A 24,891-nucleotide genomic window follows, 5' to 3' on the forward strand; every position below is an offset into this window, starting at 1 on the left:
TAAAATAATGATATAATCATTCTAAATAGTAAAAAAAGCAGACCCATAAGCTGGATTCTGTTCCTTATAAATAAGGCTCTTATCATTTATCTAGTTCTGAAATTACTCTCAGAATCAATCTGCCTACCCCTTAGAATCGCGCGAGTAGCGCTCGAGCTCTAATGTACATGGCATTGCACCGCATAGAGTTTACCTGGTTTCACTACAGCATTACCTGTACATACTTTCTGTTGCACTTGTCCTCAGTTTACACTGGACGGATGTTATCCGCTATGCTACTCTATGGTGTCCAGACTTTCCTACTTATATTTTTATAAGTCGATAAGATAGGTCTGCTATTATATTGTTGTCAAATAAAAGTTCACACCTCTATTCATAAAAAAACCCACTCAAAAGAATTGAGTGGGAAAATTGCTATGAAAAAGAAAAAGTGTCTAGAACGTCTCCTAGACACTGCAAATATATAACTGTTTTTCGTTTAAAAAAAATTTTATTTAAAAAAAATATCTTTTTTAAGAAATTTTTAAGAAAACATATCTTTTACTTTCTCAAAGAAAGATTTGTCTGATTTCTGAGGGTTTGGGCTAAAGTTCTCATCTTCTTGCATTTCCTCAAAAAACTTACGTTGATCTTTGGTTAATTCTTGTGGTGTCCACACATTTATGTGAATTAAGAAATCTCCATGTCCGTAACGTTCAATACTAGGTAATCCTTTTCCTTTTAAACGTAAAATTTTACCTGATTGCGTTCCTGGTTCAATCTTAATCTTTACTTTTCCTGTAACTGTTTCTACTTCTTTTGATATTCCTAAAACTGCTTCTGAAAAGTTAATATATAAATCGTAGTGAATATTGCTTCCTTCTCTTTTTAAGTTTTCATGTGGTACTTCTTCAATCAGCACTAATAAATCTCCTGGAATTGAATTTTTACCTGGTGCTTCATTTCCTTTACCTCCTACTTTTAATTGTACTCCTTCAGTTACACCTTCTGGAATATTAATAGAAACCGTTTCTTCTTTTACTACCATTCCTTGTGCATCGGCTCCACTTGGCTTTTTGTCTAGCATCTCTCCTGCTCCATGACAAGTACTACATGTAGTAGCTGTTTGCATTCTACCTAAAATAGTATTGGTTACACGCATTTGCTGTCCGCTACCATTACATGTTGAACATGTTTTATAGGTTACTCCTTCAGCTTGAACCTTTCTACGAACTTTTACTTTCTTTTCAACTCCTTTGGCAATATCTTCTAAGGTTAGTTTTACGCGAATACGTAAGTTACTACCTTTTACTCGTGCTTGACGGTGACCTCCACCACCAAAACCACCAAAACCGCCTCCAAAAGCTCCTCCGAATATATCTCCAAACTGGCTAAATATGTCATCCATATTCATACCACCTCCTCCGAAGCCTCCATGACCTCCTTCAAAAGCAGCATGACCGTATTGATCATAACGAGCTTTCTTATTTTCGTCACTTAATATCTCATAAGCTTCAGCCGCTAATTTAAATTTCTCTTCAGCTTCTTTATCATTTGGGTTTTTATCTGGATGGTGTTTAATTGCCATCTTACGATATGCCTTTTTGATTTCAGCTTGTGATGCCGATTTTGATATTCCTAATATTTCGTAATAATCTTGTTTTGCCATAACTTTCAATGTTCAATTATCAGTAAACGGTTATATAACAACTAATAATTGTATTAATGATAATTGTTTTACGCTTGCCCCATTACTACTTTAGGGTGACGAATAATTTTATCTCCTAACTTATACCCTTTCTCTACACAATCAATAATTTTTCCTTTTAAATCATCTGTAGGTGCAGGTATTTGTGTTATTGCATCATGAACTTCTGCATCGAAATCATCTCCTGCTTTTACTTCTATCGTAGTTAATCCTTTCTGAGTTAAGATGTTTTTAAACTTATTATTAATAAGTTCTATACCTTTTATCAACTCAGAATCTTCTGATTTTTTAATTTCTGTCAAACCTCTATCAAAATCATCCATAATTGGCAGTAAAGCTGTCATTAATTCCTGGCTTGCTGTTTTAAAAAGGTCAATACGCTCTTTTGAAGTACGTTTTTTATAGTTTTCAAACTCTGCGAATAATCGTAAATATTTATCCTTCTCAGCTTGAATTAACTCTTCTGTTGTTGGTTCTTCCTTAGCTTCAACCTCTTTATTTTCTTGAGATTCTTCCTTATTTTCTCCTAAATCGCCATTTTTAATAGCGTCATTAATTTCGTCTTCTTTTGTATATTGATCTTTACTCATTGTAAATCGTTTCATGTATTTAACATCTTTTGATTAACAAGAATACTGCCAATAAAAAATTTGTGTCATAATGACACTGTAACAACGATAAGTAAAACACTTTATAATATTAAGTTGCAAAAAAAGGTTATTATATTTTGTTTAAAAATCTTAAAACTATATATTTAAGAAATTTTATTAATTAATTTATAATACAAAAAGTCCCTCATTATGAAACAGAATTTTTTAAACATTTCAGGAGTTACAATTCTTTCAAAAAACCAACAAAAAAACTTAACTGGTGGTGCTGCAATCGATCTTAATAAGTGTGGATGCGACTGCTCTGGTAGTGTAACAGGACCTATTTATTGTCACCAATATTTTGCTTGTACGCAAGAATATACTTGTAATGAAGAAATGTAAAAGTTAAACATAAGAAAAGCTGTTATCGAAACGATAACAGCTTTTCTATTTCATTTAACTAGTTTGGTAAAGCTTTAACTTTCTTTGCTTTTTGAGGCACAATAAATTCTGCTTCATTAATAAATTTAATATTAGATAATTTTACTTCTCCTATTACCTTTTCATAACCTTTTTTTAATGACCACATATGAAACGTCCAATTAGTTGCAATAGGTATAGATTTAATTATTTTGATTTTATTATACTTAATAGCGTGAGGTTCTTTTTCTGCCTTTTCTTTTCCTTTACCAAAGGTAACAATATATGCTGCTCCACCTAACATATTTGTTTCTGGGTTTTTATATATAATATACCAATCATCTGGTGCATCACCTGTTCCTGACTTAAAAGTTAACTTCCCTGTATCAAAATTTTTAGTTCCCCATTTGTTTTCTTCAAAATTAGACCAAATGGTTCCTTTGTCGTTTAGTTTATAAGGTAAGCCTAAAAAATATGACCATGTAAAAATATCAAAACGAGCCGCCCCCATATCTTCTTCTTTTATCCCTAATGAATAGACTTCTTTTCCATCAAAAATAATAAGCGACCCATCTTGTTTTTCTATTTTTATTTTCCCTCCTCCTGTTTCTTGAGTTATTTCTCCTTTTAGACGTTGCTTTCCTCCAAATGTTATATCAATAGTATATTTCAGGTACTTTTGACTCATAAAAGCTTCTTTTTTATGTACTTCTTCTATTGAAGATGTAAATTGAGGTTTTTCTTGGGCTGTAAAAATTGTTACTTGAAATAATAAGATAGCAAGTACTATTTTTTTTATCATAATGATTGATTTAAGTTAGGTCTCTTAGTCGGTAAAGACATTCTTTAATTACATTTTTTTTATCCTCAAAAAAAATCCCGAGTCAAATTAACTCAGGATTTTTGTTCTTTATATAATTACTATTATATTAATCTTCAATTCTTTCAATCTTAGCTCCTATAGATTTTAAACGTGCTTCGATATCTTCGTAACCTCTATCTATCTGTTCAATATTATTAATAATACTTGTTCCTTTAGCAGATAATGCTGCTATTAATAAAGAAATACCCGCTCGAATATCTGGTGAAGTCATTTTAGTTGCCTTCAACTGTGATTTAAAATCATGACCAATTACTGTTGCTCTGTGTGGGTCACATAAAATTACCTTTGCTCCCATATCGATTAATTTGTCGACAAAGAACAAACGACTTTCAAACATTTTTTGATGTACCAACACTGTTCCTTTTGCTTGTGTAGCTACTACTAAAACAATACTTAATAAATCTGGTGTAAATCCTGGCCAAGGAGCATCAGCTACTGTTAATACTGATCCATCAATATAACTTTGAATCTCATAACTTTCTTGTTCTGGGATATAAATATCATCTCCTTTTCTTTCTAGTTGAATTCCTAACTTTCTAAATACGTTCGGAATCTGTCCTAAGTCATTCCAACTTACATTTTTAATTGTTAATTCAGAACGTGTCATAGCAGCCATACCAATCCAACTACCTATTTCAATCATATCTGGTAAAATGGTATGCTCACAACCTCCTAATGATTCTACTCCTTCAATTGTAAGTAAATTAGAACCTACTCCAGATATTTTTGCTCCCATAGAATTCAACATTTTTGATAATTGCTGAATGTATGGTTCGCAGGCTGCATTATATATAGTTGTAGTTCCTTTGGCCAATACTGCTGCCATAATAATGTTAGCGGTACCTGTTACTGAGGCTTCATCTAACAACATCTCTGCACCAACCAAACCAGTATCGGTTTCTACTCCATAGAAGTATTCTTCACGATTGTAACGGAATTTTGCTCCTAAGTTTATAAATCCTTCAAAGTGAGTATCTAAACGACGACGTCCTATTTTATCTCCTCCAGGGCGTGGAATGTATCCTTTTCCAAAACGAGCTAATAACGGACCAACAATCATAATAGAGCCTCTTAATGAGCTACCATCTCTTTTAAACTCTGGTGATTCAAGATATTTTAAATTGATATCATCTGCCTGAAAACTATACGAGTTTTTAGATAGTTTTTCTATTTTAACTCCTAATTTTCCTAAAATAAAAATCAGTTTATTAACATCAATAATATCAGGGACATTATTTATAATTACTTTTTCTGAGGTTAATAACACTGCACATATAACTTGTAATGCTTCATTTTTTGCTCCTTGTGGTGTTATTATTCCTTTTAACTTGTGACCTCCTTCTATTTTAAATGATGCCATTTACTTTTTTCTATATTTATTAGTGCTTCCTTTTCCTTTTGAATGACTTTTGTGCTGACCTTGACTGCTACGTTTTCTTAATAAACTTTTGCTATCTGCTAAATCTTCTTCGATATCTCGAATATCAATTCTCCCATCAGACAACTCATATAAATGATTAAAAATCACATTATCATCAACGGTATCTTTATTCCAATTTAAAAAGCATTTTTTCATATGATTAGCAATTGTAAACACCAGTGCTTCTTTCATTTCTCCTTTTTCCCATGTTAATGCTACATCAATCATCGTTTGAATATTTGTTCCATAAAAACGGTACTTTGATGCTGATTTAGGATATGGCAATCTATCTGGAGCTTCTTGTAACTCTTCTTTTGAAGGTGTTTCATATGGAGAATCTACATCTAACTCAAAATCTGCCATTATATGTAACTGATCCCACAATTTATGCTTAAAATCAGGTACATCTCGTAAATGAGGTTGTAAGTTCCCCATTACATCAATAATAGCTTTTGCCATTGTATTTCGCTCTTCTTTATCTTCTAAAGCGATACAATGGTTTACTAATTTTTGTATATGCCTCCCATATTCAGGGATAATTAATTTGGATCTTTTCGAATTGTATTCTAAATCAAACGTCATTTCTCTATATTTTATCTATGCAAAATAGGTAATTATTATGAATTAATTACCCGATTACTTTCAATTTTGCAAATTGTAACAATAATTTCTTTTTACCTACGGTACTAAACTCTATTTCTGCTTTTTTATTGGGTCCTTTCCCTTCTAAAGCTACTACTTTTCCAGTACCAAAACGGTTATGCTCTACTACGTTTCCTACTGTGATTTCTCCATCAAATAAATTCATTTTCGGACTCATTTCTGAAACCTTTTTCATTTTACTTTTTGGAGGAACCATACTTGTTTTTTCCTTCTTCGCTAAAAATTCCTTTCTCTTTTTTTGAATTGGTTTTTGAAAACGTATTTTTTTGGGGGTATCATCATCAAACAAACTAGCATCAATAAACCTATTTATCGATGGTTCTGGCACTTTTGGAGTCAAATATTCGATAAACTGTTCGTCTATCTCTTCTAAAAATCTACTTGGCTCACCATCGGTTAATTTACCCCAACGATAACGTGTTTGTGCATAGGTTAAATATGCTCCTTTTTCGGCTCTTGTTAAAGCAACGTAAAACAAACGGCGTTCTTCTTCTAACTCACTACGGGTATTCATACTCATAGCTGAAGGAAATAAACTTTCTTCCAATCCTACAATATATACATAAGGAAATTCTAATCCTTTAGATAAGTGAATTGTCATCAATGAAACTCGAGGTTCTTCATCTTCTTTATCAGAATCAAAATCAGTTGCTAGTGCTACATCTTCTAAAAATGACGTTAATGAAGCGTCTTCTCCCGTTTCTATTTTATCGGTAATAAAGTCTTTTATTCCGTTTAAAAGCTCTTGAACATTTTCAACTTTATTAACCCCTTCTGGTGTTCCATCCTTTTGTAAATCTTTTACTAACTGTGTTTGTTTCACCACCAAATCAGCAATTTCAAACGCGTTTTTCGTTTGTGTTTCAATTTGAAAACGCTGAATCATGTTTACAAAATTCTGTAACTTTGTTTTCGTTCCAGAATTAATACTGATATCTATAGTGTTGATATTCTTTAAAATATCAAACATTGATTTTTTATAATGATTCGCTGCAATGGTTAATTTATCTAACGTTGTAGCTCCAATTCCTCTCGCTGGATAATTGATAATACGTTTTAATGCCTCCTCATCATTTGGATTGATTAAAATTCGTAAATATGATAGTAAATCTTTAATTTCTTTACGTTGATAGAATGAAATTCCTCCGTAAATTTTATATTTAATATCTTTTTTACGCAATGCATCTTCCATCGCTCTCGATTGTGCATTAGTACGATACAGAATTGCAAATTGATCGCTCGTTAACTGATAATTCATTTGGTTTTCCCAAATAGATTGCGCCACAAAACGTCCTTCTTCTCCATCAGAAATAGTACGCATTACTTTTACACTATCTCCCGCATCATTTGCTGTCCAAATTTCTTTATCTAGCTTCGTTTTATTCTTGTCAATTACACTATTAGCAGCTCGAACTATATTACTTGTTGAGCGATAATTTTGCTCTAGTTTGAATGTTTTTACATCCGGATAATCCTTCTGAAAATTTAAGATATTTTGAATGTTTGCTCCACGAAATCCGTAAATACTTTGCGAATCGTCTCCTACCACACAAATATTCTGAAAACGATCTGCCAATGCACGTACAATTAAATATTGTGAATGGTTGGTATCTTGGTACTCATCTACCATGATATAACGGAAGCGATCTTGATATTTTGCCAACACATCTGGAAAACGTGCTAATAATTCATTAGTACGTAATAATAAATCATCAAAATCCATTGCTCCAGACTTAAAACATCTATCTACATACTCTTTGTATATATCTCCCACTCTTGGACGGCTTGCTTCTAAGTCAGCTTGTTGTAAATCTGAATTATTAAAATAAGCCCTAACCGTTATCAAACTGTTTTTAAAAGAAGAAATTCTGCTTAAAATTTGCTTTGGCTTGTATCTATCTTTATCTAAATTCATTTCTTTGATAATCGCCGTTATCAATCGAACTGAATCTTGTGTATCGTAAATGGTAAAGTTAGACGGATACCCTAATCGATCAGCTTCAGAACGTAAAATACGGGCAAAAACCGAGTGGAATGTTCCCATCCAAAGATTTTTTGCTTCGCCATATCCTACTACTTTACCAATCCGCTCTTTCATTTCGCGAGCTGCCTTATTGGTAAATGTTAATGACAAAATATTAAATGCATCTACTCCATGCTCCATCAAATAGGCAATTTTATAGGTCAACACTCTCGTTTTACCCGATCCTGCTCCTGCTATAATTATCATTGGGCCGTCTTTTTGTAAAACAGCTGCTCTCTGTGGTTCGTTAAGTTGCTCTAAGTAAGTACTCAATGGAAATTAAATTGAAAGAATTTTAAAAATGGAAAATTAACCAATCTTTTAGGTTTTTTAAAGATTCTGAGCCTTTTTTTATTCACTAATTTTAACTCCTATTAATTCTTCTTAAAACCCGAATTAATAAAAATTCGTCTTCAAACCCTTATTCCTCACTATTCGTTTTATAACCCGAATTATTTGGTGCTTTCAACCCAAAAACTTACTTTTACTAAAATTTAGACACATGACAAGTGTAATTACTGGTGATATTATTAACTCTCGAGGTGTTTCTGTTGAAACATGGCTCCCTTTGCTTAAAAAATCTTTCAATCTTGTAGGAAAAACCCCAAAAACATGGGAGCTTTTTCGCGGAGACAGTTTTCAAATTGAAATTGAAAACATTGCAAACGCACTACTTTTCGCCATTGAATTAAAAACTAACATTAAGAAAATAAAAGATTTAGACATTCGTTTAGCTATTGGTATTGGTAATAAAAGTTTTGATACGGAAAAAATTACCGAAGCTAACGGTGAAGCTTTTATAAATTCTGGATATGCCTTTGATTATTTATTAAAAAAACAAAATTTAGCCTTGAAAACTCCTTGGAAAGATATCAATGAAGAGTTTGAGGTTTCTTTGGGTTTGAGTTTATTAATAATGGACAACTGGACAACTAATTCTGCTGCTTTTGTAAATATGTCTCTACAAAACCCTGAGTGTACTCAAAAAATTATTGCTAAAAAACTAGCTATTTCAGAAAGTAGCGCCAGCGAACGAAGAAAACGCTCTGGTTTTGATGAAATTATGAAGTTAGAAAAGCGTTATAGAAAACTTATGAATCAGAAATTTACTAACTTATGATACTCTTCTTAAAATTACTTGTAGCTCATTTATTAGGTGATTTTGTGTTTCAACCTAAAAACTGGGTAAAAAACAAAGAGAAAAAGAAAATAAAATCTATTAAACTCTATACTCACATAGGTGTTCATGCTATTTTATTACTATTATTATTACAATTCAACTCTACATACTGGAGTGTTTTTTTACTTGTAATTATTTCTCATTATCTGGTTGATCTTGGAAAACTATACCTTCAAAAGAAGAAAAACAAACGTTTATTTTTCTTTTTAGACCAAGCTTTACATATATTCTTTTTAGGTCTTGCTACCTATATATACACTCCTTATAAAATTAATATAGATACCTTTTTAAGTAAACAATACTTATTACTTTTTACTTGTTTAATTTTTGTTACTTATACTTCTTCTATTATCATAAATATTTTAATTTCTAAATGGAACCCTGAAAAAGGTAATAAATCAACAGAACAATCGTTAGCCAATGCAGGTAAGTATATTGGTTTCTTAGAACGCTTATTAATTTTTGTTTTTATTGCAATTAACCAATGGGCTGGTGTCGGTTTTTTACTCGCTGCAAAATCTATATTTAGATTTGGAGATTTAACTGCATCAAAAGATAGAAAGCTTACCGAGTATGTACTGATTGGAACTTTATTAAGTTTTGGATTGGCAATTTTAACAGGACTCGTATATTCGCATTATGGAAGATAAAATTATTGAAGGGCTAGCCTATGCCCTACCAGCATTAGTAACTGGCGGTGTAGCTTATCTAATTTTAGGCCGCTTTATTGAGCAAGATAATAAAGAAAAAACATTCAACGCATTAGTTGAAAAGAAGCGTGAAAGTTTACCTACAAAACTACAAGCTTATGAACGTATGTTATTGTTTTGTGAGCGTATCAACCCATCAAAATTACTATTAAGAGTTAATCCAATTGGAGAAGATACTGATAATTACCTACAGCTTTTAATTGCTAACATAGAACAGGAATTTGAACATAACTTAGTGCAACAACTATACATTTCTGACGATAGCTGGAAAGCTGTTACAGCTGTTAAGTTAGCTATTATTGCAAAACTTCGTTCTGCAGCAGAGGAATCTGAAACTGCTAAAGATTTACGAGAAAATGTATTGATTGATTATTCACAACAAGAAAGTCCAGCAAACACAGCTATTTCCTTTTTAAAACAAGAAGTCAAAAAACTGATATAAAAAAAAGCTTCAATATTGAGGCTTTTTTTATTCTATTTTTCCTTAACTATAAAGTAATATATCACATAAAGCCAACCTAACAATCCATGTAGTATTGCAAATAATACTGACTTATTTCTATCCCATGAAATTACAACAGCTATTACAGTTCCTAAACCTAAACCATTTTTTACTATTACTCCATTAAACTCCGAATCATGAGCATAACCTTGTAAGGTTAAAAATAACATTATTAGCAGCAAAGTATTCTTTTTCATTTCTTAATTTACTTTTCAACAGGCAATTCTAATCTACTTGCCCACTCTGTCCAAGAACCGTCGTATACACTATAATTAGTTTTTCCTGCCTCTTCAGCTCCTAAAGCAAGTATACATGCTGTAATTCCTGACCCGCAAGAAAGAATCATTCCTTCTTTACTTGGGTTCACTTCTGAAAATATTTTCTGAAGCTCTTCTTTCGATTTCATCTTACCATCTACCTGCAATCCTGCATAAGGCAAGCTTTTAGAATTTGGAATATGTCCTCCTCTTAAGTCTTTTCTTGGCTCTGGCTCCGTAGCATAAAATCTTTCTTTTGAACGAGCGTCTAATATAATTTTATTATGACGAGAAGCTTTTAATACTTCCTCTGTCATACTAATTTTATCTTTATTAATAGAGGCTTTGAAATTTCCCATAGACAATGTTCTTTCATTTTTAGACTCAACCATATAACCTGCTTCTTTCCATGAAGGCAAACCTCCATTTAAAACTGCTATATTTTCAAATCCAAATACTCTAAACAACCACCAAACTCTTGGAGACGAATACACTCCTATATCATCGTAAACAACAATACAGCTATCATTATTTATCCCTAATTTTTGAACCTGAGTTTCAAAATATTTTTCTGACGGAATTGTGTTAGGGTATTCTGCTTCAATATCTAAAAAGACATTCTTTAAATCAAATAAAACAGCATTTTGAATCTGCTGTTTTTCTTTTTTATCATCTGTCTTGGCTCCTACTTTCTGAATAGTTGCATCAATAACTATTAAGTTGTCTGCATTCAAGTTATCGTGCAACCAATCAACAGAAACTATAGGTGGTTTTACTGTAAACATATTACTTTATTTTACTTCATCATAATGCTCATCCCAATTATGTGGATGTGGTTTTCCTAACTTCCCTACAGACTTAGCTACTAAAGTAGAAACTGTTGCATCACCTGTTACGTTAATAACAGTTCTACACATATCTAAAGGTCTATCAACTGCAAAAATTAACGCCAGACCTATGGCTAATTTATCTGCTGGAAAACCAACTGATTCTAATACTATTACTAACATCACCATTCCTGCTCCTGGTACAGCTGCTGAACCTATTGAAGCCAATAATGCTGTTAAAATAATTGTTAACTGATCTCCGAAAGTTAAATCGAAACCTAAAGCTTGTGATATAAATACTGCTGCTACGGCTTGATATAAACTAGTACCGTCCATATTAATAGTAGCTCCTACTGGTAATACAAAACTTGATACTTCTTTATCTACTCCAATGTGCTCTTCTACTCGCTCCATCGTAACCGGCAATGTTGCTGCACTAGAACTTGTTGAAAACGCTAATAATTGTGCTGGACTTATTTGTTTTAAAAACCATAATGGATTCTTTTTGGTAAACACACTTATTAAAACCATATAAAGTGCTACCATTAACAATAAACCTCCAACAACTGTTGCTCCATATTTTAATAATGCTAACAATAAATCAGGATCATTGGAAGTAACTACAACATTTGCTAATAATGCAAATACTGCAAAAGGTGCAGTTAACATGATTAAATCAACCATTTTTAGCACAACTTCATTTAACGAATCAAAAAAGTTTTTTAACGGTGTAGCTTTTTTCTCGCCTATTAACAACATTGATATTCCTAAGACAATAGTAAAGAAGATTACCTGTAACATTGCTTTGTTATTACTCATTGCCTGCATAGCATTATCAGGAACCATATCTTCTAAAAATTGAAGTGGTCCACTTTCTCTTTGCTTACTCGCCTCTGCTATTTTAGCTTGTACCCCTTCACTATTTGCATAATCTGCTGTTAATTTAGCTATAGTATCTTCAGAAATCCCTTCTCCAGGTTGTACAACATTCACCAATACCAACCCTACTGTTATTGCTATTACTGTAGTACCTATATAAATTAACATGGTCCGTAAACCAATATTTTTAAATTTTGAAATGTCTTTTAAATCAGAAATCCCTTTTACCAGAGAAGCAATAATTAATGGTACTGCTATTAATTTTAATAATTTTACGAAAATTGTTCCAAAAGGCTTTATCCAATCTGATACAAATGATGCTCCATTATCTATAAAGGTCATTCCTACCCCAAATAAAACACCTAAAATCATTCCTATTAAAATTTGCCAGTGTAGTGCAAGTTTCTTCATATAATCTATAAATCTATTATTTTTTAACTGGCCGTAAGGTATAAAGAAATATTTAAAAAAAGTGACCTTCAGTTTGTATCTTGTGTCCCATTAATTAGAAACTAAGTACTAATCTTAATAAAATAAAAAAATGACGGGAATTTTAGATTTATTAAATAGCGACACAGGAAAGACAATTATATCTGGTGTTGCGGGCTCAACAGGGCAAAACACTAATAAAACTAGTAGTGTTTTAACAATGGCATTACCTGTTTTAATGAAAGCAATGCAACGAAATGCTACAACACCTCAAGGTGCAGAAAGCTTAAAAAGTGCATTAGATAAGCATGATGGTGGAATCTTAGATAATTTAGGAGACTTGTTTAATGGTGGGGTTAACTCTAATGTTTTACAAGATGGAGGCAAGATTTTAGGCCATGTTTTAGGAAATAAACAACAAGGAGTAGAACAAATTATTGGTCAAAAAGCTGATATGGATACTGGCGCTGTTGCTAATATTTTAAAAACCGCTGCACCTATTTTAATGGGAGTATTAGGTAAACAATCTCGTCAAAACAACATAAATAACTCAAATGATTTAAGTGGACTTTTAGGAGGTTTATTAGGTGGTAACTCTACTCAAAAAGAACAAAGCTTCTTAGAACAAATATTGGATGCTGATGGCGACGGTAGTATTGTTGATGATGTAGCTGGAATGATTTTAGGAAACACTAGTAGCAACCAGCAAAAATCAGGTGGTCTTTTGGGCGGACTTTTAGGCGGTGTATTTGGAAAAAAATAACTTTACTTATTTATAATGTAATGAAGGGGCAAACATTTGTTTGCCCCTATTCTTTTAATTACTTTTGCCCGACATTAACATTTATGGAGAAACTTAAACAACGTTGGGGTATAGAAAGTAATTGGGCTTTAACTGCTATTTTTATCGTTTTTGCAATAAACGGTTCTTTTGCTGCTTGGGTTGCCAGACCTGTTACCAATCTCTTAGGGTTGTCACCTGAAACTATGACTCCTTGGTTATATTATCCATTAAGAGTTTTACTTATCTTTCCTATTTACCAAACTACTTTGCCTTTAGTTGGTTGGCTTTTTGGCCAATTTAAGTTCTTTTGGGAATTTGAAAAAAAATTTTTAGCTCGTTTGGGTTTAGGCTTCTTGTTTAAAAACTCAAATTAATCAGCTTGTACTAACACTTGCACTAATTATTTTATGTATTGGTATAGGTAGTGATACTCCTTCTTTAAGAAAACGCTTATGTACAGCCTCTTTTAAAGCACATTTTGTTTTAAATTCTCGAAAAGGTTCGTTTAACCACACGTAAGCACGCATGTGAATGTGATCTGTATACACATCAATAACTCGAACATCTACTTGATGTACATCACCCATTACCTGATCTGGTGTACGATAATCGATAACAGTTGGTAACTTAACTGCTTCTTCTTGTATAATCCTTCGTGCTAAATCAATATCTGCCTTTAATCCTATTTTAAAATTATTAAAACTCAATACATGGGAATCTTCTATGGTATGATTTAAAATAGAGTCTGTACTAATTACCGAGTTTGGTATAATGAGCCGCTTATTTTCAAAATTATTTATTACAGTATGTCTCAGCGTTATATCTTCAACAATTCCTACACGTGCTTCATCTAACTTAATATAGTCTCCTACTCGAAATGGACGGAAAATAACAATAAAAGCTCCTGCTATTAAATTAGAGAGTGCTGCTTGTGCTGCAAAACCTATAATAGCTGCTAAAATACCTGCTCCAGAAAAAATTAGCGTTGCTTTATTTCTAAAAGCAGGCACCATCATAATTACATAAACAACACTTAAAAGGCCTATTACAAATGATACTGAATTGCGTAAAAACTGGATACTTGTTCTACCAAAACGATCTTCTTTTTTACTTTTAATTAGTTGCCAAATAATAGCTCTTGCCAATCTTGAAATAGCCCAAGACACTATAAATACAACTATAATATATCCTAAAGCACCAAAAAAGGTATCTAAATTAAAACGATATGGTAAAAATTCATCCATTAAAACAATGCTGTTTGACTTTCGTCATCTTTATCTTTTTTCTTTTTTTGAAGTGCTTTTTCTAATGCTCTTTTTGCTTTATCTTCTTTAGACTCCACAAATTCTTTATCTTTCGGTTTTGCATCTTCTACATCTAAAGGTAGCGCTTCTTCTTTAATTTCTTCTTCATCGTTTACCTCAATATCTTCAACCTTTTCTTCTTCTGGTTCTTCATAAGGTAACGATTCTAACAAGTTTACTGTTTTTATTTTATCTGTTGTTAGCTGGTTTCCTTGAGCTTTAATTCCTTTAATTGCTATAAACTCTTCAAAGTTCACCTCTATTTTGTCTAAACTTCTTTTTGAGAAAATCACCTCAGCCATAGGACGATAATCTGTAGCTATGATTTCTAATTTTGACTTTTCTTCTTCTGATATAAAAAGTTCTTCTTTATCTGGTGTTTCAATTAAAAATCGTTTTACAAAATAACGTTCTTTTGTACCGTCAAAATAAATTGCTGAAATTGGTTTGTTTGGTTTCCACTTTTCAAGCACAATCATATCATTATCAAAATGCATCGCTAAATCTGGCGATACTGCTTTTATTTTTCCTGATTGTGTAGCTATTAATATCTTATCTTCTGCTCTAAACTCACCTAACAGCTCTCCTCTACCGTCAACATTTAATCGATGTACTGTATCGTCAAACCAAATTTTTCTAGGTTTTAAAGTTGAGACTCCCGCTTCTTTAAACTCTACTTTTTTTACTGAATACTTGGTTACTAAATTACCTCGAACTCCACGTCCTTTTATCGCTAAATCGGCAAAATCAATATCCCATTTTAGCTTTTTAACGCTTCCAACTGCTCTGAGTAAAATAGTTACTACCTCAGCTTCACCATTAGAGTTGGCTGTAAAATACAATATTTTTGATTTTGAATCTCCGTTGGCTAAGTTATATTCCTTATCTCTAGTTACCGATGTTACATTAAAACGCTTCATATACGAAGGGCCTTTTGCTCCATCTCTGTATATCATGTTGTAAACTGTACGTTTATCTTTTTTCTTAAATATAGCAACATGAATAATTCCTTTTCCTACAAAGGTTTTAGAATCTACCTTCGTCACCACCATTGAACCATTGTCTCTAAATATAATGACATCATCAATATCGGCACAATCAGTAACATATTCATCTTTCTTTAATGATGTTCCTATAAACCCTTCTTCTCTATTTACATAAAGTTTAGAGTTACGCATTACTACTTTGGTAGCTACAATATCATCAAAAATTCGGATTTCAGTTTTACGCTCTTTTCCTTTTCCGTATTTTGATTTTAACTCTTTAAAGTAATCTATTGCAAAATCAATTAAATTATCTAAATGATGTTTAACCTCAGTTATTTTTTCTTCTAAACCTTCAATAAATTGTTTCGCTTTATCAATATCGAACTTAGATATTTTCTTAATTCTTATTTCTGTTAAACGAACAATATCTTCTTCTGTTACTTCTCTTTTTAGATGTTTGGTATGAGGTTTTAATCCTTCATCAATTGCTTTGATTACTCCTTCCCAAGTTTCTACTTCTTCAATATCACGGTAAATTCTATTCTCAATAAAAATACGTTCTAAAGAAGCAAAGTGCCATTGTTCTTCTAATTCGTGTAATTGAATTTCTAATTCACGTTTTAGCAACTCTACTGTAAAATCTGTCGATTTTTTCAAGACTTCTGTTACCCCTATAAATACAGGTTTATTGTCTTCAATAATACAACATAACGGAGATATTGAGTTTTCGCAACTGGTAAACGCATACAATGCATCAATCGTTTTATCGGGTGATACATTTGCTGGTAAATGCACTAAGATTTCAACATTGGCTGCCGTATTATCTTCAATACGTTTTATCTTAATTTTACCTTTATCATTGGCTTTTAAAATACTATCAATTAAAGAAGATGTCGTTGTACCAAAAGGGATCTCAGTAATTACTAATGTTTTTTTATCAAGTGCTGAAATTTTTGCTCTTACTCTTACTTTTCCTCCTCGTTTACCATCGTTATAGTTGGTAACATCTGCTATTCCGCCTGTTAAAAAATCGGGTATGATTGTAAAACTTCTTCCTTTTAAATATTTTACAGATGCATCTATCAACTCGTTAAAGTTATGCGGTAATATTTTTGTAGAAAGTCCTACTGCAATTCCTTCCGCTCCTTGCGCTAATAACATAGGGAACTTTACAGGTAAGTTTACAGGTTCTTTTTTACGTCCATCATACGAAGCTTGCCATTCAGTGGTTTTGGCATTGAAAACAACATCTAGCGCAAATTTTGACAATCGTGCTTCAATATAACGAGAGGCTGCGGCACGGTCTCCTGTTAAAATATTACCCCAGTTACCTTGCATATCGATTAGCAGTTCTTTCTGCCCCATTTGTACCATGGCGTCAGCAATTGAAGCGTCTCCGTGTGGGTGGTACTGCATTGTATGACCAACAATGTTTGCTACTTTGTTATAGCGACCATCGTCTAAATCTTTCATTGAATGCATAATACGACGTTGCACGGGTTTAAACCCATCTTCCATAGATGGCACTGCACGTTCTAAAATTACATACGAAGCATAATCTAAAAACCACTCTTTATACATTCCTGTAACCTTAGTTATGGTTTCTGTATTTTCAAGGGGTTGATTTAATTCTTCGTCGTGTTCGTAATTGTTACTTTCTTCACTCATGTATGAATGTTTAAACTTTTATTCGTTTAAGAGTTGGTTTGTTTCTTCTTAATTAGTAGAAAAATAGCTATACAAACTAAGGCTGCTACTATCATATTGATGTAAGACGACCTATTTGCTCCCCAACTTAAATTGTCAAAATCTACGTTAAATACGTTGACTAAAAAAATTGAAAATGCTATTAATAAATATATTCTAGCTCTTCTATTTCTATCCATTATCTTTTTGCACTTAGTTACAAGCTAATTTATTTATCTGATGTTTTTTATTCTTTAGTTATTTTGATAGATAAGCTTAATACTAAAGCCATAATCAACATTAATAATGTTCCTATATATGAAGTTTGACTTGATGGTCTACCAAAATAAACCATTAAAACACAAGCAAAAATCATTATTAATGATACTATTATAGTTACTTTCTTTAATTCTTTCATTTTAATTTTCTTCTACAATATCTAATTCAACTTTTAGATTGTTGATGATAAACTTTTGTCTGTCTGGAGTGTTTTTACCCATATAGAACTCTAACATTTGTTCTATCGACATTTCTTTGTCTAACATTATTGGATCTAAGCGAATATCGTCTCCAATAAAATGGACAAATTCATTAGGAGAAATCTCCCCTAACCCTTTAAATCGAGTTATTTCTGGTTTTCCTCTTAGTTTATCTATTGCTGCTTTTTTTTCTTCTTCTGAATAACAATAAATCGTTTCTTTTTTATTTCGAACTCTAAATAACGGAGTATCTAATATATATAAATGTCCTTCTTTTATAACCTCAGGAAAGAATTGTAAGAAAAAAGTAATTAATAACAAACGAATATGCATACCATCAACATCGGCATCGGTAGCAATTACAATGTTGTTATATCGTAAGTCTTCTAATCCGTCTTCTATATTTAAAGCAGCTTGGAGTAGGTTAAACTCTTCATTTTCGTAAACGATTTTTTTTGACAACCCGTATGAGTTTAATGGTTTCCCTTTTAAACTAAATACTGCTTGTGTGTTTACGTCTCTTGATTTAGTTATCGATCCACTTGCCGAGTCTCCCTCGGTAATGAATAGTGTAGTGTCTAAATATTTTTCTTTTTTTGTGTCTCCAAAATGGATGCGACAATCACGTAGTTTTTTGTTATGTAAACTTGCCTTTTTTGCTCTGTCTCTTGCTAGTTTACGTATACCCGATAATTCTTTACGTTCTTTTTCTGCTTGCAGTATTTTCTTTTGAAGCTTATCGGCTACTTCAGTGTTTTTATGTAAGTAATTATCTAGCTGTGTTTTAACAAAGTCATTGATGTACGTACGAACGGTTGGTAGGTCCCCTCCCATTTCGGTAGACCCTAACTTCGTCTTTGTTTGACTTTCAAAAACAGGTTCCATCACCTTGATAGATATCGCAGAGATAATTGATTTACGTACATCGGAAGCATCAAAGTTCTTTCCAAAAAACTCGCGTACTGTTTTTACTATGGCTTCTCTAAATGCATTTAAGTGTGTACCTCCTTGTGTGGTATTTTGTCCGTTTACAAACGAATGATATTCTTCTGAATATTGTGTTTTACTATGGGTTATCGCTACCTCAATATCATCACCTCGTAAGTGAATAATTGGATACAACATATCTTCTTGATTGTTGTTGTCTTCCAATAAATCTTTTAATCCGTTTTCTGAATAAAATTTCTCTCCATTAAAAACTATAGTTAATCCTGGGTTTAGGTACACATAGTTTTTTAATAATTTAGAAATGTATTCAGGACGATACATATAATTCTTAAAGATGGTTTCATCAGCTATAAAAGTCACCTTAGTACCTTTACGACGTGATGTTTCATCTAATAACTCTTGGTTTGTTAAGTTTCCTTTTTCAAATTCTGCTGAGGCTGATTTACCATCACGGTTAGATTCTACTCTAAAATAGGTTGATAACGCATTTACTGCTTTGGTACCAACTCCGTTTAATCCTACGGACTTTTTAAAGGCTTTGGAATCGTATTTTCCTCCTGTATTCATCTTCGAAACTACATCCACTACTTTTCCTAGTGGAATCCCCCGTCCGTAATCTCGTACAATTACTTTATTTCCTTGTACAGAAACTTCTATAGTCTTACCTCCTCCCATGACAAATTCGTCAATAGAGTTATCTAAAACCTCTTTAACCAAAATGTAAATTCCGTCGTCTGGTGATGATCCGTCTCCCAGTTTACCAATATACATCCCTGGTCGCATACGAATATGTTCTTTCCAATCGAGCGAGCGTATATTGTCTTCGGTATATTGTGTTTCCTGCGTCATAAAAAATCGTGTGAATTGAAGTCTGTGCTAAAATAGTACTTCGCTCGAAAAAATAAAAAACTCTGTTAATATAGTTATCAACAGAGTTCGTTTTATTTCTTTTTTAATACTTTTTTCTCCCATTTACAGAGCAACCTACCATATCGTCTTACTTTTTTCTCTGTACTTTCTTTTATGGTTGCTTTGCATGATGACAAACCTTTACAGTCTTTTTTAAAGTGATATTTTGTACTTGCTACACTACTACATATATACACTTTTTTGTCTTCTATTTTTTGAAATGCCACCAATACACTTACTGATAGTAGCATTATTATGACTTTTTTCATTTGTTTGGTTATTTTGGTTGTTTTCTATATTGCCATGGTGTGATTACATTGGGTAATGACCACATACCTATTTTAAGTTGTTTTGCCTTTACTTCTAACAAAGCATATTCTTTATTTTTTGAATACTTTTTAAAGTGCATTGCCAATCCTTCTTCTACTAAGTTTTTATTAATATTTTGATGATTATCAAAGTATATTTCAGCAATTAAACGATTCCAATGCCATTTTCCTTTGTTGATTATTTTAACTGTTTTTCCAAATATTTTGTTGGATACAAATTGTTTTGCTTTGGTGCTAAAAGGTTGCCCTTTTTCAGGACAATCAATATGTTCTAACCTTATGTATATTGGTTTGTTTTGATACAACACCTTCACCGTATCTCCGTCTACTACCCCAATTACTCTTGCGTTGAATTCTTTTGGTACTTTTACTCCTGTTAAAGTTACTAATAAAAATAATAGTATTGTTTTTAAGTGCATAGTTTAGTTTGTATGAATAAAACTGCTGATAATATTATATTTTTAATTAGTTTTTTCTTTCACAAACTCTTCATAGTAATTTATCGTTTCTAAAAGCTTAGAATCAAACTTATAGATATCATCAATTGTTGCTATTTTTTTCCTTATCTCTTTTTTATTAGCATCAAATACCCCTAAATATTTGGTTTTTCCATTAAAATGAAACCTACATAATGGCTTACGGTTGTTATCATCTAATAAAACGCCGAAATAAGACTGTGTGTCTCTAAAAGCAATTCTTTCTATAGGTATTTTTTTTCTTAGTATTGCCACCACAACCCTATAGGCTTCCATTTCTTCTTCTGTAGTTACTATTTTATTTTCATTTTTTTCTTCGTGCTCTATACTTTCTTCTACCAACTTTTCTTCTTCTTTATTTAAAGCATTATGCAGTCTTTCATTTACTTTTTCACTTATTAATTGATTAATGGATTTTGACACTAATTCTTTAAACTGCTCTAACACTCTTTCTGTTTGTCTTCCTGAATAAACTCTTGAAGAAAAGAACCGAACAAAATCATTTTCTGGTTCAATTAATTGACTATTAAATATCTTCTTTATTTCTTTTGAATACTTTAAAGAGCTTGCATTATTAACTATTTGATTGACATCAAACTTTGTTTTATGAAATTTAACAACTTCATTAATTACAGGCTCTTTTAGTTTGGTTATATCAAACTCTAAAAATGGTTTTTCATCCATTTTGTTTGTTTCTTCTAAATCGGTAAAGAACTTATATTCTATACCATTAGTTAGAAGTGCAAATCGTGATTTTGATGTATGAAAATATCTAAATAACTGTGAATTGTGCGTGTTTAAATCTTCTTTCCAATGTTTACACTCTATTATTAAAATAGGAGCTTTATTTTCAATTATAGCATAATCTACTTTTTCTCCTTTTTTCAACCCTATATCTGCTGTAAACTCGGGTATTACCTCTGTTGGATTAAAAATATCATATCCTAATAAATCTATAAAAGGTAATACAAATGCTGTTTTTGTAGCTTCTTCTGTTTCTATTTGCTCTTTTAATGTTGTAATCTTCTGTGAGAGTTCCTTTAGTTTGCTGGCTAGTTCCATTCTTTAAGTTTTGGTTATATACACCAAAGCTAAACCACCTAAAAAACAAAACCTTACGGATTTCAGTAAGGCTTCTAAATACTCTTTTCTACTTTGTTTATAGTTTCTCTTCTACAGAGGCTATTGGTGCATTTTTTTTAACTGATTCAATGCCTTTATCTCTTGCTGAAGTGGTCGTATACATTTCGCTTTTTCCTATTACTTCTCCATTTTGTGCTTTTAAAGTAAAATAAAAACTATCATCAATTGCTTTCTTTTTTTCAAAGTTATCACTATCAGGAGCATTTTCTTTAACTGAAGTTATTCCATTTTCACATCCTTGCTTTTTGTCATAACATTGGCTTGTTAAAATCACTTCTCCATTTCCTGCTTTCAGGTTAAACATAAATTCATCATTAGTTGTTTTTGTAATTTCAAATTTTGGGTTTCCCATTTTGTATGTTTTTTATTTCTCCACCAAAAGAACACCACTAGCATGAACAAACCCTATTACTTTTGTTCTTTGTACTTTTACTTTAATCCACTTTGCATGCGTAGCTAATATGGTTAGTTTTTCTCCAAAGTCTAATTGTTGAATTACATAATAAGAAGTATCTGGTCCACTTCTTAGGTTTAAAGAGTTTTTATTTACCAGTAATGTTTTTAGGTAATAGGGTTCTTCTAAAGATAACGTGCTATTGGTCTTACGTCCGTCAAAAATAGTTTGTTTGGTTTGTTTTGGCTTTTTATAGCTTTTATACGGATTGGTATAACTTTTCGTGCGGTTTCTTTTTGCACACACTCCACAAGAGCCTCCTCTGCTACAATGCTTACAATACTTGCAATTTTTACATGCTCTACAATTGGCAGAACCTGTACATCTAGCTTCTGAAGGAATATTACAACCTAATATAGTGGAACTGTATATTCTTTCTTTAGCTTTTGTGTTTTTAGTTATACTTACCATAGCGAATGTTACCAGTAATACTGCAATTAGTGAAAGTATTTGAGTTCTCTGATTCATAATAAAAGGGGGATTTAGTTTATGATATCAAATCTAGTTTCTGCCGAACAGAAAACCCTACGGAAATCCGTAGGGTTCATCTAATGATACTCTAACGTTACATTGCTTTTTCTGCTAAAAATTTTTGCACCTCATAAACATCAACATTTTTATTAAATTTTTTACTTACCGTAGGCATGTTCTCACTTGATATCCATATTTTTAATTCTGCGTCTAAATCAAAGGTACCTGCTGTTTCTAGTGAAAATCTAGAGATGTTTTTATAAGGCATTGACTTATACTCTATTTTACTTCCTGTTAATCCCTGGACATCAATCAGAATCAATCTTTTATTAGTAAACATAAAAACATCTCTAAATAGCTTGAACCCTAATTCTACAACCTCATTACTAACTAATAATCTGTTATATTTATCTGTCAGCTTTTCTGGCGACACTTCACTTGCGTTTCCTAAAATACTATTTATCAATCCCATTTAAATTTATTTTTTTGGTTAATATCATTACAAACCTACCTTGATAAAAACACAAAACCCTACGGTTTCCCGTAGGGTTAGTGATTTACTCTAAAGTTGTTCCGTCTTCAAAAATTATTTTCTCAGGCTTCCACTTTACTTTCATATCCTTTAGTTCCTTGTTTTTAAGAGCTTTATCACTATCGATAAACTGATTATAATTTGTTTGTGCTTCATAATTAACTGTAGTGTCTGCTTTAAGCACTTTATCATAAACCAAGTTTATCGTTTTTATTTCTTCATCAAATAAATTTGAAAAAATAAGACTCCCTTTCACTGCTCTTATATTTTTACTCGATTTATTTTGAATTACAAACTTATAGGTAATATAATCTTCATACTTGTACTTATAAAAACCCTTATCAAAACAAGAAATCACTACACTTTCTGATAATCTATTAATCCTCTCTAACTCTTCTTTTTTTGCTTTCTCTGCTAAGAGTTTCTGCTCTTTCTCTAGTTCTTCTTCTTTTTCTTTCCATCTTTTCCCTTTTTCTAAAATTTCTCTGTAGGTTAAACCTTCTACTTTTTCTCCTTCTAGTTTTAATCTTAACATTGACCCCACCAACATTCCAAATTCAGTTGAATCAATTTCTGATTGAACCGCCTTTATGTCTTCTGCTGCTCTTTCTTCATTAAACTTTTTATCAAGAGGGGAAGAACACGAAACAATAGCTAATAGTATTACCGATACAATAAACACTTTTCTCATTTTTTATTTTTTTATTAATATTACTGCAAACCTACCTTGATAAAAACACAAAACCCTACGGGAATCCGTAGGGTTTGCTACTGTGTTAGGGTCTATACAAAAATGCCCCCATAATTAGAACTTTGTTAGATGTTATATTGGTTTTCTTAACTTTTAAAAAGAATAACAACCTTCCGTGTTTTCTATTTACATACCTCCTTTATATCATCTAAAACGAAAAAAAACTATTTTAGTATCAGCTATAAAAATTGTTTGTAAAAAGTAAATTGCTATCCCCTATTACTATTCAATCACATTCAATTTTACAACATCTTTACGAAGTTAATGCTATTAAGGTACGCTTGTACCTGACTATTTGGTGATGAATAACACCAAGGTTAGTAATTGTTTTGGCATGTATTGGTTATTGCTCCAATATGCTAGCTGTTACTACCCAAAAAAGGATTCAAATGAAAAAGTAAATAATTTTAAAAATCAATATGATGAAGTACTATTTAATTGAAAACAAGTTAACCGATGAAACCAACTACTCAGCACGCATATTAACAGAGCGTACTATTAATCAAAACGAGTTGATTGATAAAATGTTGAGCAAACGTAACCTAGTGAGTAAAACCGATATTGTGGCGGTGCTTAATTCTTACTATGAAGAAATTATCGAGTCGATAGAAGAAGGCGATAACATTAATCTACCTTTACTAAACATCGGCTACTCTATTTCTGGAGTTTTTGATACGGAGGAAGATGGCTTTAATCCTGATACTCATAAACTACACGTTAACCTCAATAGCGGAAAGTTAATTAACGAAATTAAAGACGATATTCCGCTACAAAAAGTAACTGCCCCTATTACCAACACGATTATTACTAATTTAAAAGATATTACCTCTGCAACCACGAATACTACCTTATCTGCCAACGGATTGTTTGAGCTAAATGGTTTGCGTTTAAAAGTTGCTGGAGACTTACCTGAAGTTGGTTTGTATTTTGTTGCCGAAGATGGTACCGAAACCAAAGTTTCTTATTTAGCACAAAATAGCTATAAGAAGATTATTGGTCAAGTTCCAGCCCTTGCTACAGGTAACTACCATGTTAGAGTTAAAACGCAAGTAACAGGAAATTCTGAACGCTTTTTAAAGGATATTATGGTAGGTGATTCTACATTTAGCCTTACTGTTGCCTAAGTAACAACAGTACTGTTGTTTAACACCAAACACTACTGTTATGTA

27 protein-coding genes and 1 other RNA gene are annotated in these 24,891 nt (G+C 32.0%); 7 read left to right on the forward strand and 21 right to left on the reverse strand.

What is annotated here, in order from left to right:
• Positions 1-30 precede the first annotated feature (30 nt).
• The 3 genes from rnpB to MK851_RS11220 form a co-directional block, all read right to left on the reverse strand.
• Positions 31-339: RNase P RNA component class A (gene rnpB, locus MK851_RS11210), an RNA gene on the reverse strand.
• 184 nt (positions 340-523) lie between these two features.
• Complete coding sequence (gene dnaJ, locus MK851_RS11215; protein WP_303510142.1) at positions 524-1,648, reverse strand: molecular chaperone DnaJ; 1,125 nt, start codon at positions 1,646-1,648, stop codon at positions 524-526.
• Positions 1,649-1,716: 68 nt separating this feature from the next.
• Positions 1,717-2,277: a nucleotide exchange factor GrpE gene (locus MK851_RS11220; protein WP_320243970.1), complete on the reverse strand. Its 561-nt coding sequence runs from the start codon at positions 2,275-2,277 to the stop codon at positions 1,717-1,719.
• Positions 2,278-2,487: 210 nt separating this feature from the next.
• On the opposite strand from MK851_RS11220, the gene MK851_RS11225 reads away from it, so the two are divergent.
• Positions 2,488-2,679 carry a hypothetical protein gene (locus MK851_RS11225; RefSeq protein ID WP_115901028.1) on the forward strand — a complete coding sequence of 64 codons (192 nt, stop codon included), beginning with the start codon at positions 2,488-2,490 and terminating at the stop codon, positions 2,677-2,679.
• A 58-nt stretch (positions 2,680-2,737) separates the two neighbouring features.
• Here the strand turns inward: MK851_RS11225 and MK851_RS11230 are convergent, their stop codons facing one another.
• The 4 genes from MK851_RS11230 to MK851_RS11245 form a co-directional block, all read right to left on the reverse strand.
• Positions 2,738-3,499, reverse strand: a complete 762-nt coding sequence (locus MK851_RS11230) for a DUF6503 family protein (RefSeq protein WP_320243974.1) — start codon at positions 3,497-3,499, stop codon at positions 2,738-2,740.
• Positions 3,500-3,626: 127 nt separating this feature from the next.
• Complete coding sequence (gene murA, locus MK851_RS11235; RefSeq protein WP_303510148.1) at positions 3,627-4,940, reverse strand: UDP-N-acetylglucosamine 1-carboxyvinyltransferase; 1,314 nt, start codon at positions 4,938-4,940, stop codon at positions 3,627-3,629.
• Complete coding sequence (locus tag MK851_RS11240) at positions 4,941-5,582, reverse strand: DUF4290 domain-containing protein (protein ID WP_320243977.1); 642 nt, start codon at positions 5,580-5,582, stop codon at positions 4,941-4,943.
• A gap of 46 nt (positions 5,583-5,628) precedes the next feature.
• Positions 5,629-7,959, reverse strand: coding sequence for an ATP-dependent helicase (locus MK851_RS11245; protein WP_303510153.1), 2,331 nt, complete (start codon positions 7,957-7,959; stop codon positions 5,629-5,631).
• A gap of 229 nt (positions 7,960-8,188) precedes the next feature.
• On the opposite strand from MK851_RS11245, the gene MK851_RS11250 reads away from it, so the two are divergent.
• From MK851_RS11250 to MK851_RS11260, 3 genes are read left to right on the forward strand one after another with little or no spacing between them, the layout of a single operon-like run.
• A complete protein-coding gene (locus MK851_RS11250; protein WP_320243979.1) occupies positions 8,189-8,806 on the forward strand; it encodes a SatD family protein in 618 nt (205 codons plus the stop codon).
• Positions 8,803-9,516 (forward strand): DUF3307 domain-containing protein, encoded by a 714-nt coding sequence (locus MK851_RS11255; RefSeq protein ID WP_320243981.1) that lies wholly within the window; start codon positions 8,803-8,805, stop codon positions 9,514-9,516. Before MK851_RS11250 ends, MK851_RS11255 begins: the two co-directional genes overlap by 4 nt.
• Positions 9,506-10,018 (forward strand): hypothetical protein, encoded by a 513-nt coding sequence (locus MK851_RS11260; protein ID WP_320243983.1) that lies wholly within the window; start codon positions 9,506-9,508, stop codon positions 10,016-10,018. Before MK851_RS11255 ends, MK851_RS11260 begins: the two co-directional genes overlap by 11 nt.
• Positions 10,019-10,050: 32 nt before the next feature.
• Here MK851_RS11260 and MK851_RS11265 read toward each other — a convergent pair whose 3' ends face one another.
• Genes MK851_RS11265 through MK851_RS11275 form a run of 3 tightly spaced genes read right to left on the reverse strand, consistent with a single transcriptional unit; the run spans position 10,051 to position 12,452 of the window.
• Positions 10,051-10,275 (reverse strand): hypothetical protein, encoded by a 225-nt coding sequence (locus tag MK851_RS11265; RefSeq protein WP_320243985.1) that lies wholly within the window; start codon positions 10,273-10,275, stop codon positions 10,051-10,053.
• Positions 10,276-10,283: 8 nt separating this feature from the next.
• Complete coding sequence (locus tag MK851_RS11270) at positions 10,284-11,120, reverse strand: sulfurtransferase (RefSeq protein ID WP_320243987.1); 837 nt, start codon at positions 11,118-11,120, stop codon at positions 10,284-10,286.
• 6 nt (positions 11,121-11,126) lie between these two features.
• Positions 11,127-12,452 (reverse strand): dicarboxylate/amino acid:cation symporter, encoded by a 1,326-nt coding sequence (locus tag MK851_RS11275; RefSeq protein ID WP_320243989.1) that lies wholly within the window; start codon positions 12,450-12,452, stop codon positions 11,127-11,129.
• Positions 12,453-12,582: 130 nt separating this feature from the next.
• On the opposite strand from MK851_RS11275, the gene MK851_RS11280 reads away from it, so the two are divergent.
• Both MK851_RS11280 and MK851_RS11285 read left to right on the forward strand, forming a co-directional pair.
• Entirely contained in the window at positions 12,583-13,233 is a 651-nt protein-coding gene (locus tag MK851_RS11280; protein ID WP_320243991.1) for a DUF937 domain-containing protein, read from the forward strand.
• Positions 13,234-13,316: 83 nt separating this feature from the next.
• The gene (locus tag MK851_RS11285; protein ID WP_115901039.1) at positions 13,317-13,628 is read left to right on the forward strand and encodes a DUF6787 family protein; all 312 of its coding nucleotides are present in this window, start codon (positions 13,317-13,319) and stop codon (positions 13,626-13,628) included.
• Here the strand turns inward: MK851_RS11285 and MK851_RS11290 are convergent, their stop codons facing one another.
• From MK851_RS11290 to MK851_RS11340, 11 genes are all read right to left on the reverse strand, one after another.
• Positions 13,629-14,498 carry a mechanosensitive ion channel family protein gene (locus tag MK851_RS11290; protein ID WP_320243993.1) on the reverse strand — a complete coding sequence of 290 codons (870 nt, stop codon included), beginning with the start codon at positions 14,496-14,498 and terminating at the stop codon, positions 13,629-13,631.
• Positions 14,498-17,212, reverse strand: a complete 2,715-nt coding sequence (locus MK851_RS11295; protein WP_303510175.1) for a DNA gyrase/topoisomerase IV subunit A — start codon at positions 17,210-17,212, stop codon at positions 14,498-14,500. Before MK851_RS11295 ends, MK851_RS11290 begins: the two co-directional genes overlap by 1 nt.
• 26 nt (positions 17,213-17,238) lie before the next feature.
• Positions 17,239-17,430 (reverse strand): hypothetical protein, encoded by a 192-nt coding sequence (locus MK851_RS11300; protein ID WP_320243996.1) that lies wholly within the window; start codon positions 17,428-17,430, stop codon positions 17,239-17,241.
• Between the two features lie 219 nt (positions 17,431-17,649).
• On the reverse strand, positions 17,650-19,506 hold the full coding sequence (locus MK851_RS11305) for a DNA topoisomerase IV subunit B (protein ID WP_303510180.1): 1,857 nt from the start codon (positions 19,504-19,506) through the stop codon (positions 17,650-17,652).
• Between the two features lie 92 nt (positions 19,507-19,598).
• Positions 19,599-19,835: a hypothetical protein gene (locus MK851_RS11310; RefSeq protein ID WP_320243999.1), complete on the reverse strand. Its 237-nt coding sequence runs from the start codon at positions 19,833-19,835 to the stop codon at positions 19,599-19,601.
• 8 nt (positions 19,836-19,843) lie between these two features.
• The gene (locus MK851_RS11315) at positions 19,844-20,314 is read right to left on the reverse strand and encodes a thermonuclease family protein (RefSeq protein WP_320244001.1); all 471 of its coding nucleotides are present in this window, start codon (positions 20,312-20,314) and stop codon (positions 19,844-19,846) included.
• 42 nt (positions 20,315-20,356) lie between these two features.
• Positions 20,357-21,433 carry a type I restriction endonuclease gene (locus tag MK851_RS11320; protein WP_320244002.1) on the reverse strand — a complete coding sequence of 359 codons (1,077 nt, stop codon included), beginning with the start codon at positions 21,431-21,433 and terminating at the stop codon, positions 20,357-20,359.
• Positions 21,434-21,530: 97 nt separating this feature from the next.
• Positions 21,531-21,866 (reverse strand): YegP family protein, encoded by a 336-nt coding sequence (locus MK851_RS11325; protein WP_303510191.1) that lies wholly within the window; start codon positions 21,864-21,866, stop codon positions 21,531-21,533.
• A 12-nt stretch (positions 21,867-21,878) separates the two neighbouring features.
• The gene (locus tag MK851_RS11330; RefSeq protein WP_320244005.1) at positions 21,879-22,436 is read right to left on the reverse strand and encodes an SH3 domain-containing protein; all 558 of its coding nucleotides are present in this window, start codon (positions 22,434-22,436) and stop codon (positions 21,879-21,881) included.
• Positions 22,437-22,533: 97 nt separating this feature from the next.
• A complete protein-coding gene (locus tag MK851_RS11335) occupies positions 22,534-22,911 on the reverse strand; it encodes a PH domain-containing protein (protein WP_115901049.1) in 378 nt (125 codons plus the stop codon).
• Between the two features lie 85 nt (positions 22,912-22,996).
• On the reverse strand, positions 22,997-23,662 hold the full coding sequence (locus tag MK851_RS11340) for a hypothetical protein (RefSeq protein WP_320244008.1): 666 nt from the start codon (positions 23,660-23,662) through the stop codon (positions 22,997-22,999).
• 482 nt (positions 23,663-24,144) lie between these two features.
• On the opposite strand from MK851_RS11340, the gene MK851_RS11345 reads away from it, so the two are divergent.
• Positions 24,145-24,846, forward strand: coding sequence for a DNA-binding domain-containing protein (locus tag MK851_RS11345; protein WP_320244010.1), 702 nt, complete (start codon positions 24,145-24,147; stop codon positions 24,844-24,846).
• Positions 24,847-24,891 lie beyond the last annotated feature (45 nt).

Source organism: Tenacibaculum sp. 1B UA, from assembly GCF_033978845.1.
Lineage (GTDB): Bacteria > Bacteroidota > Bacteroidia > Flavobacteriales > Flavobacteriaceae > Polaribacter.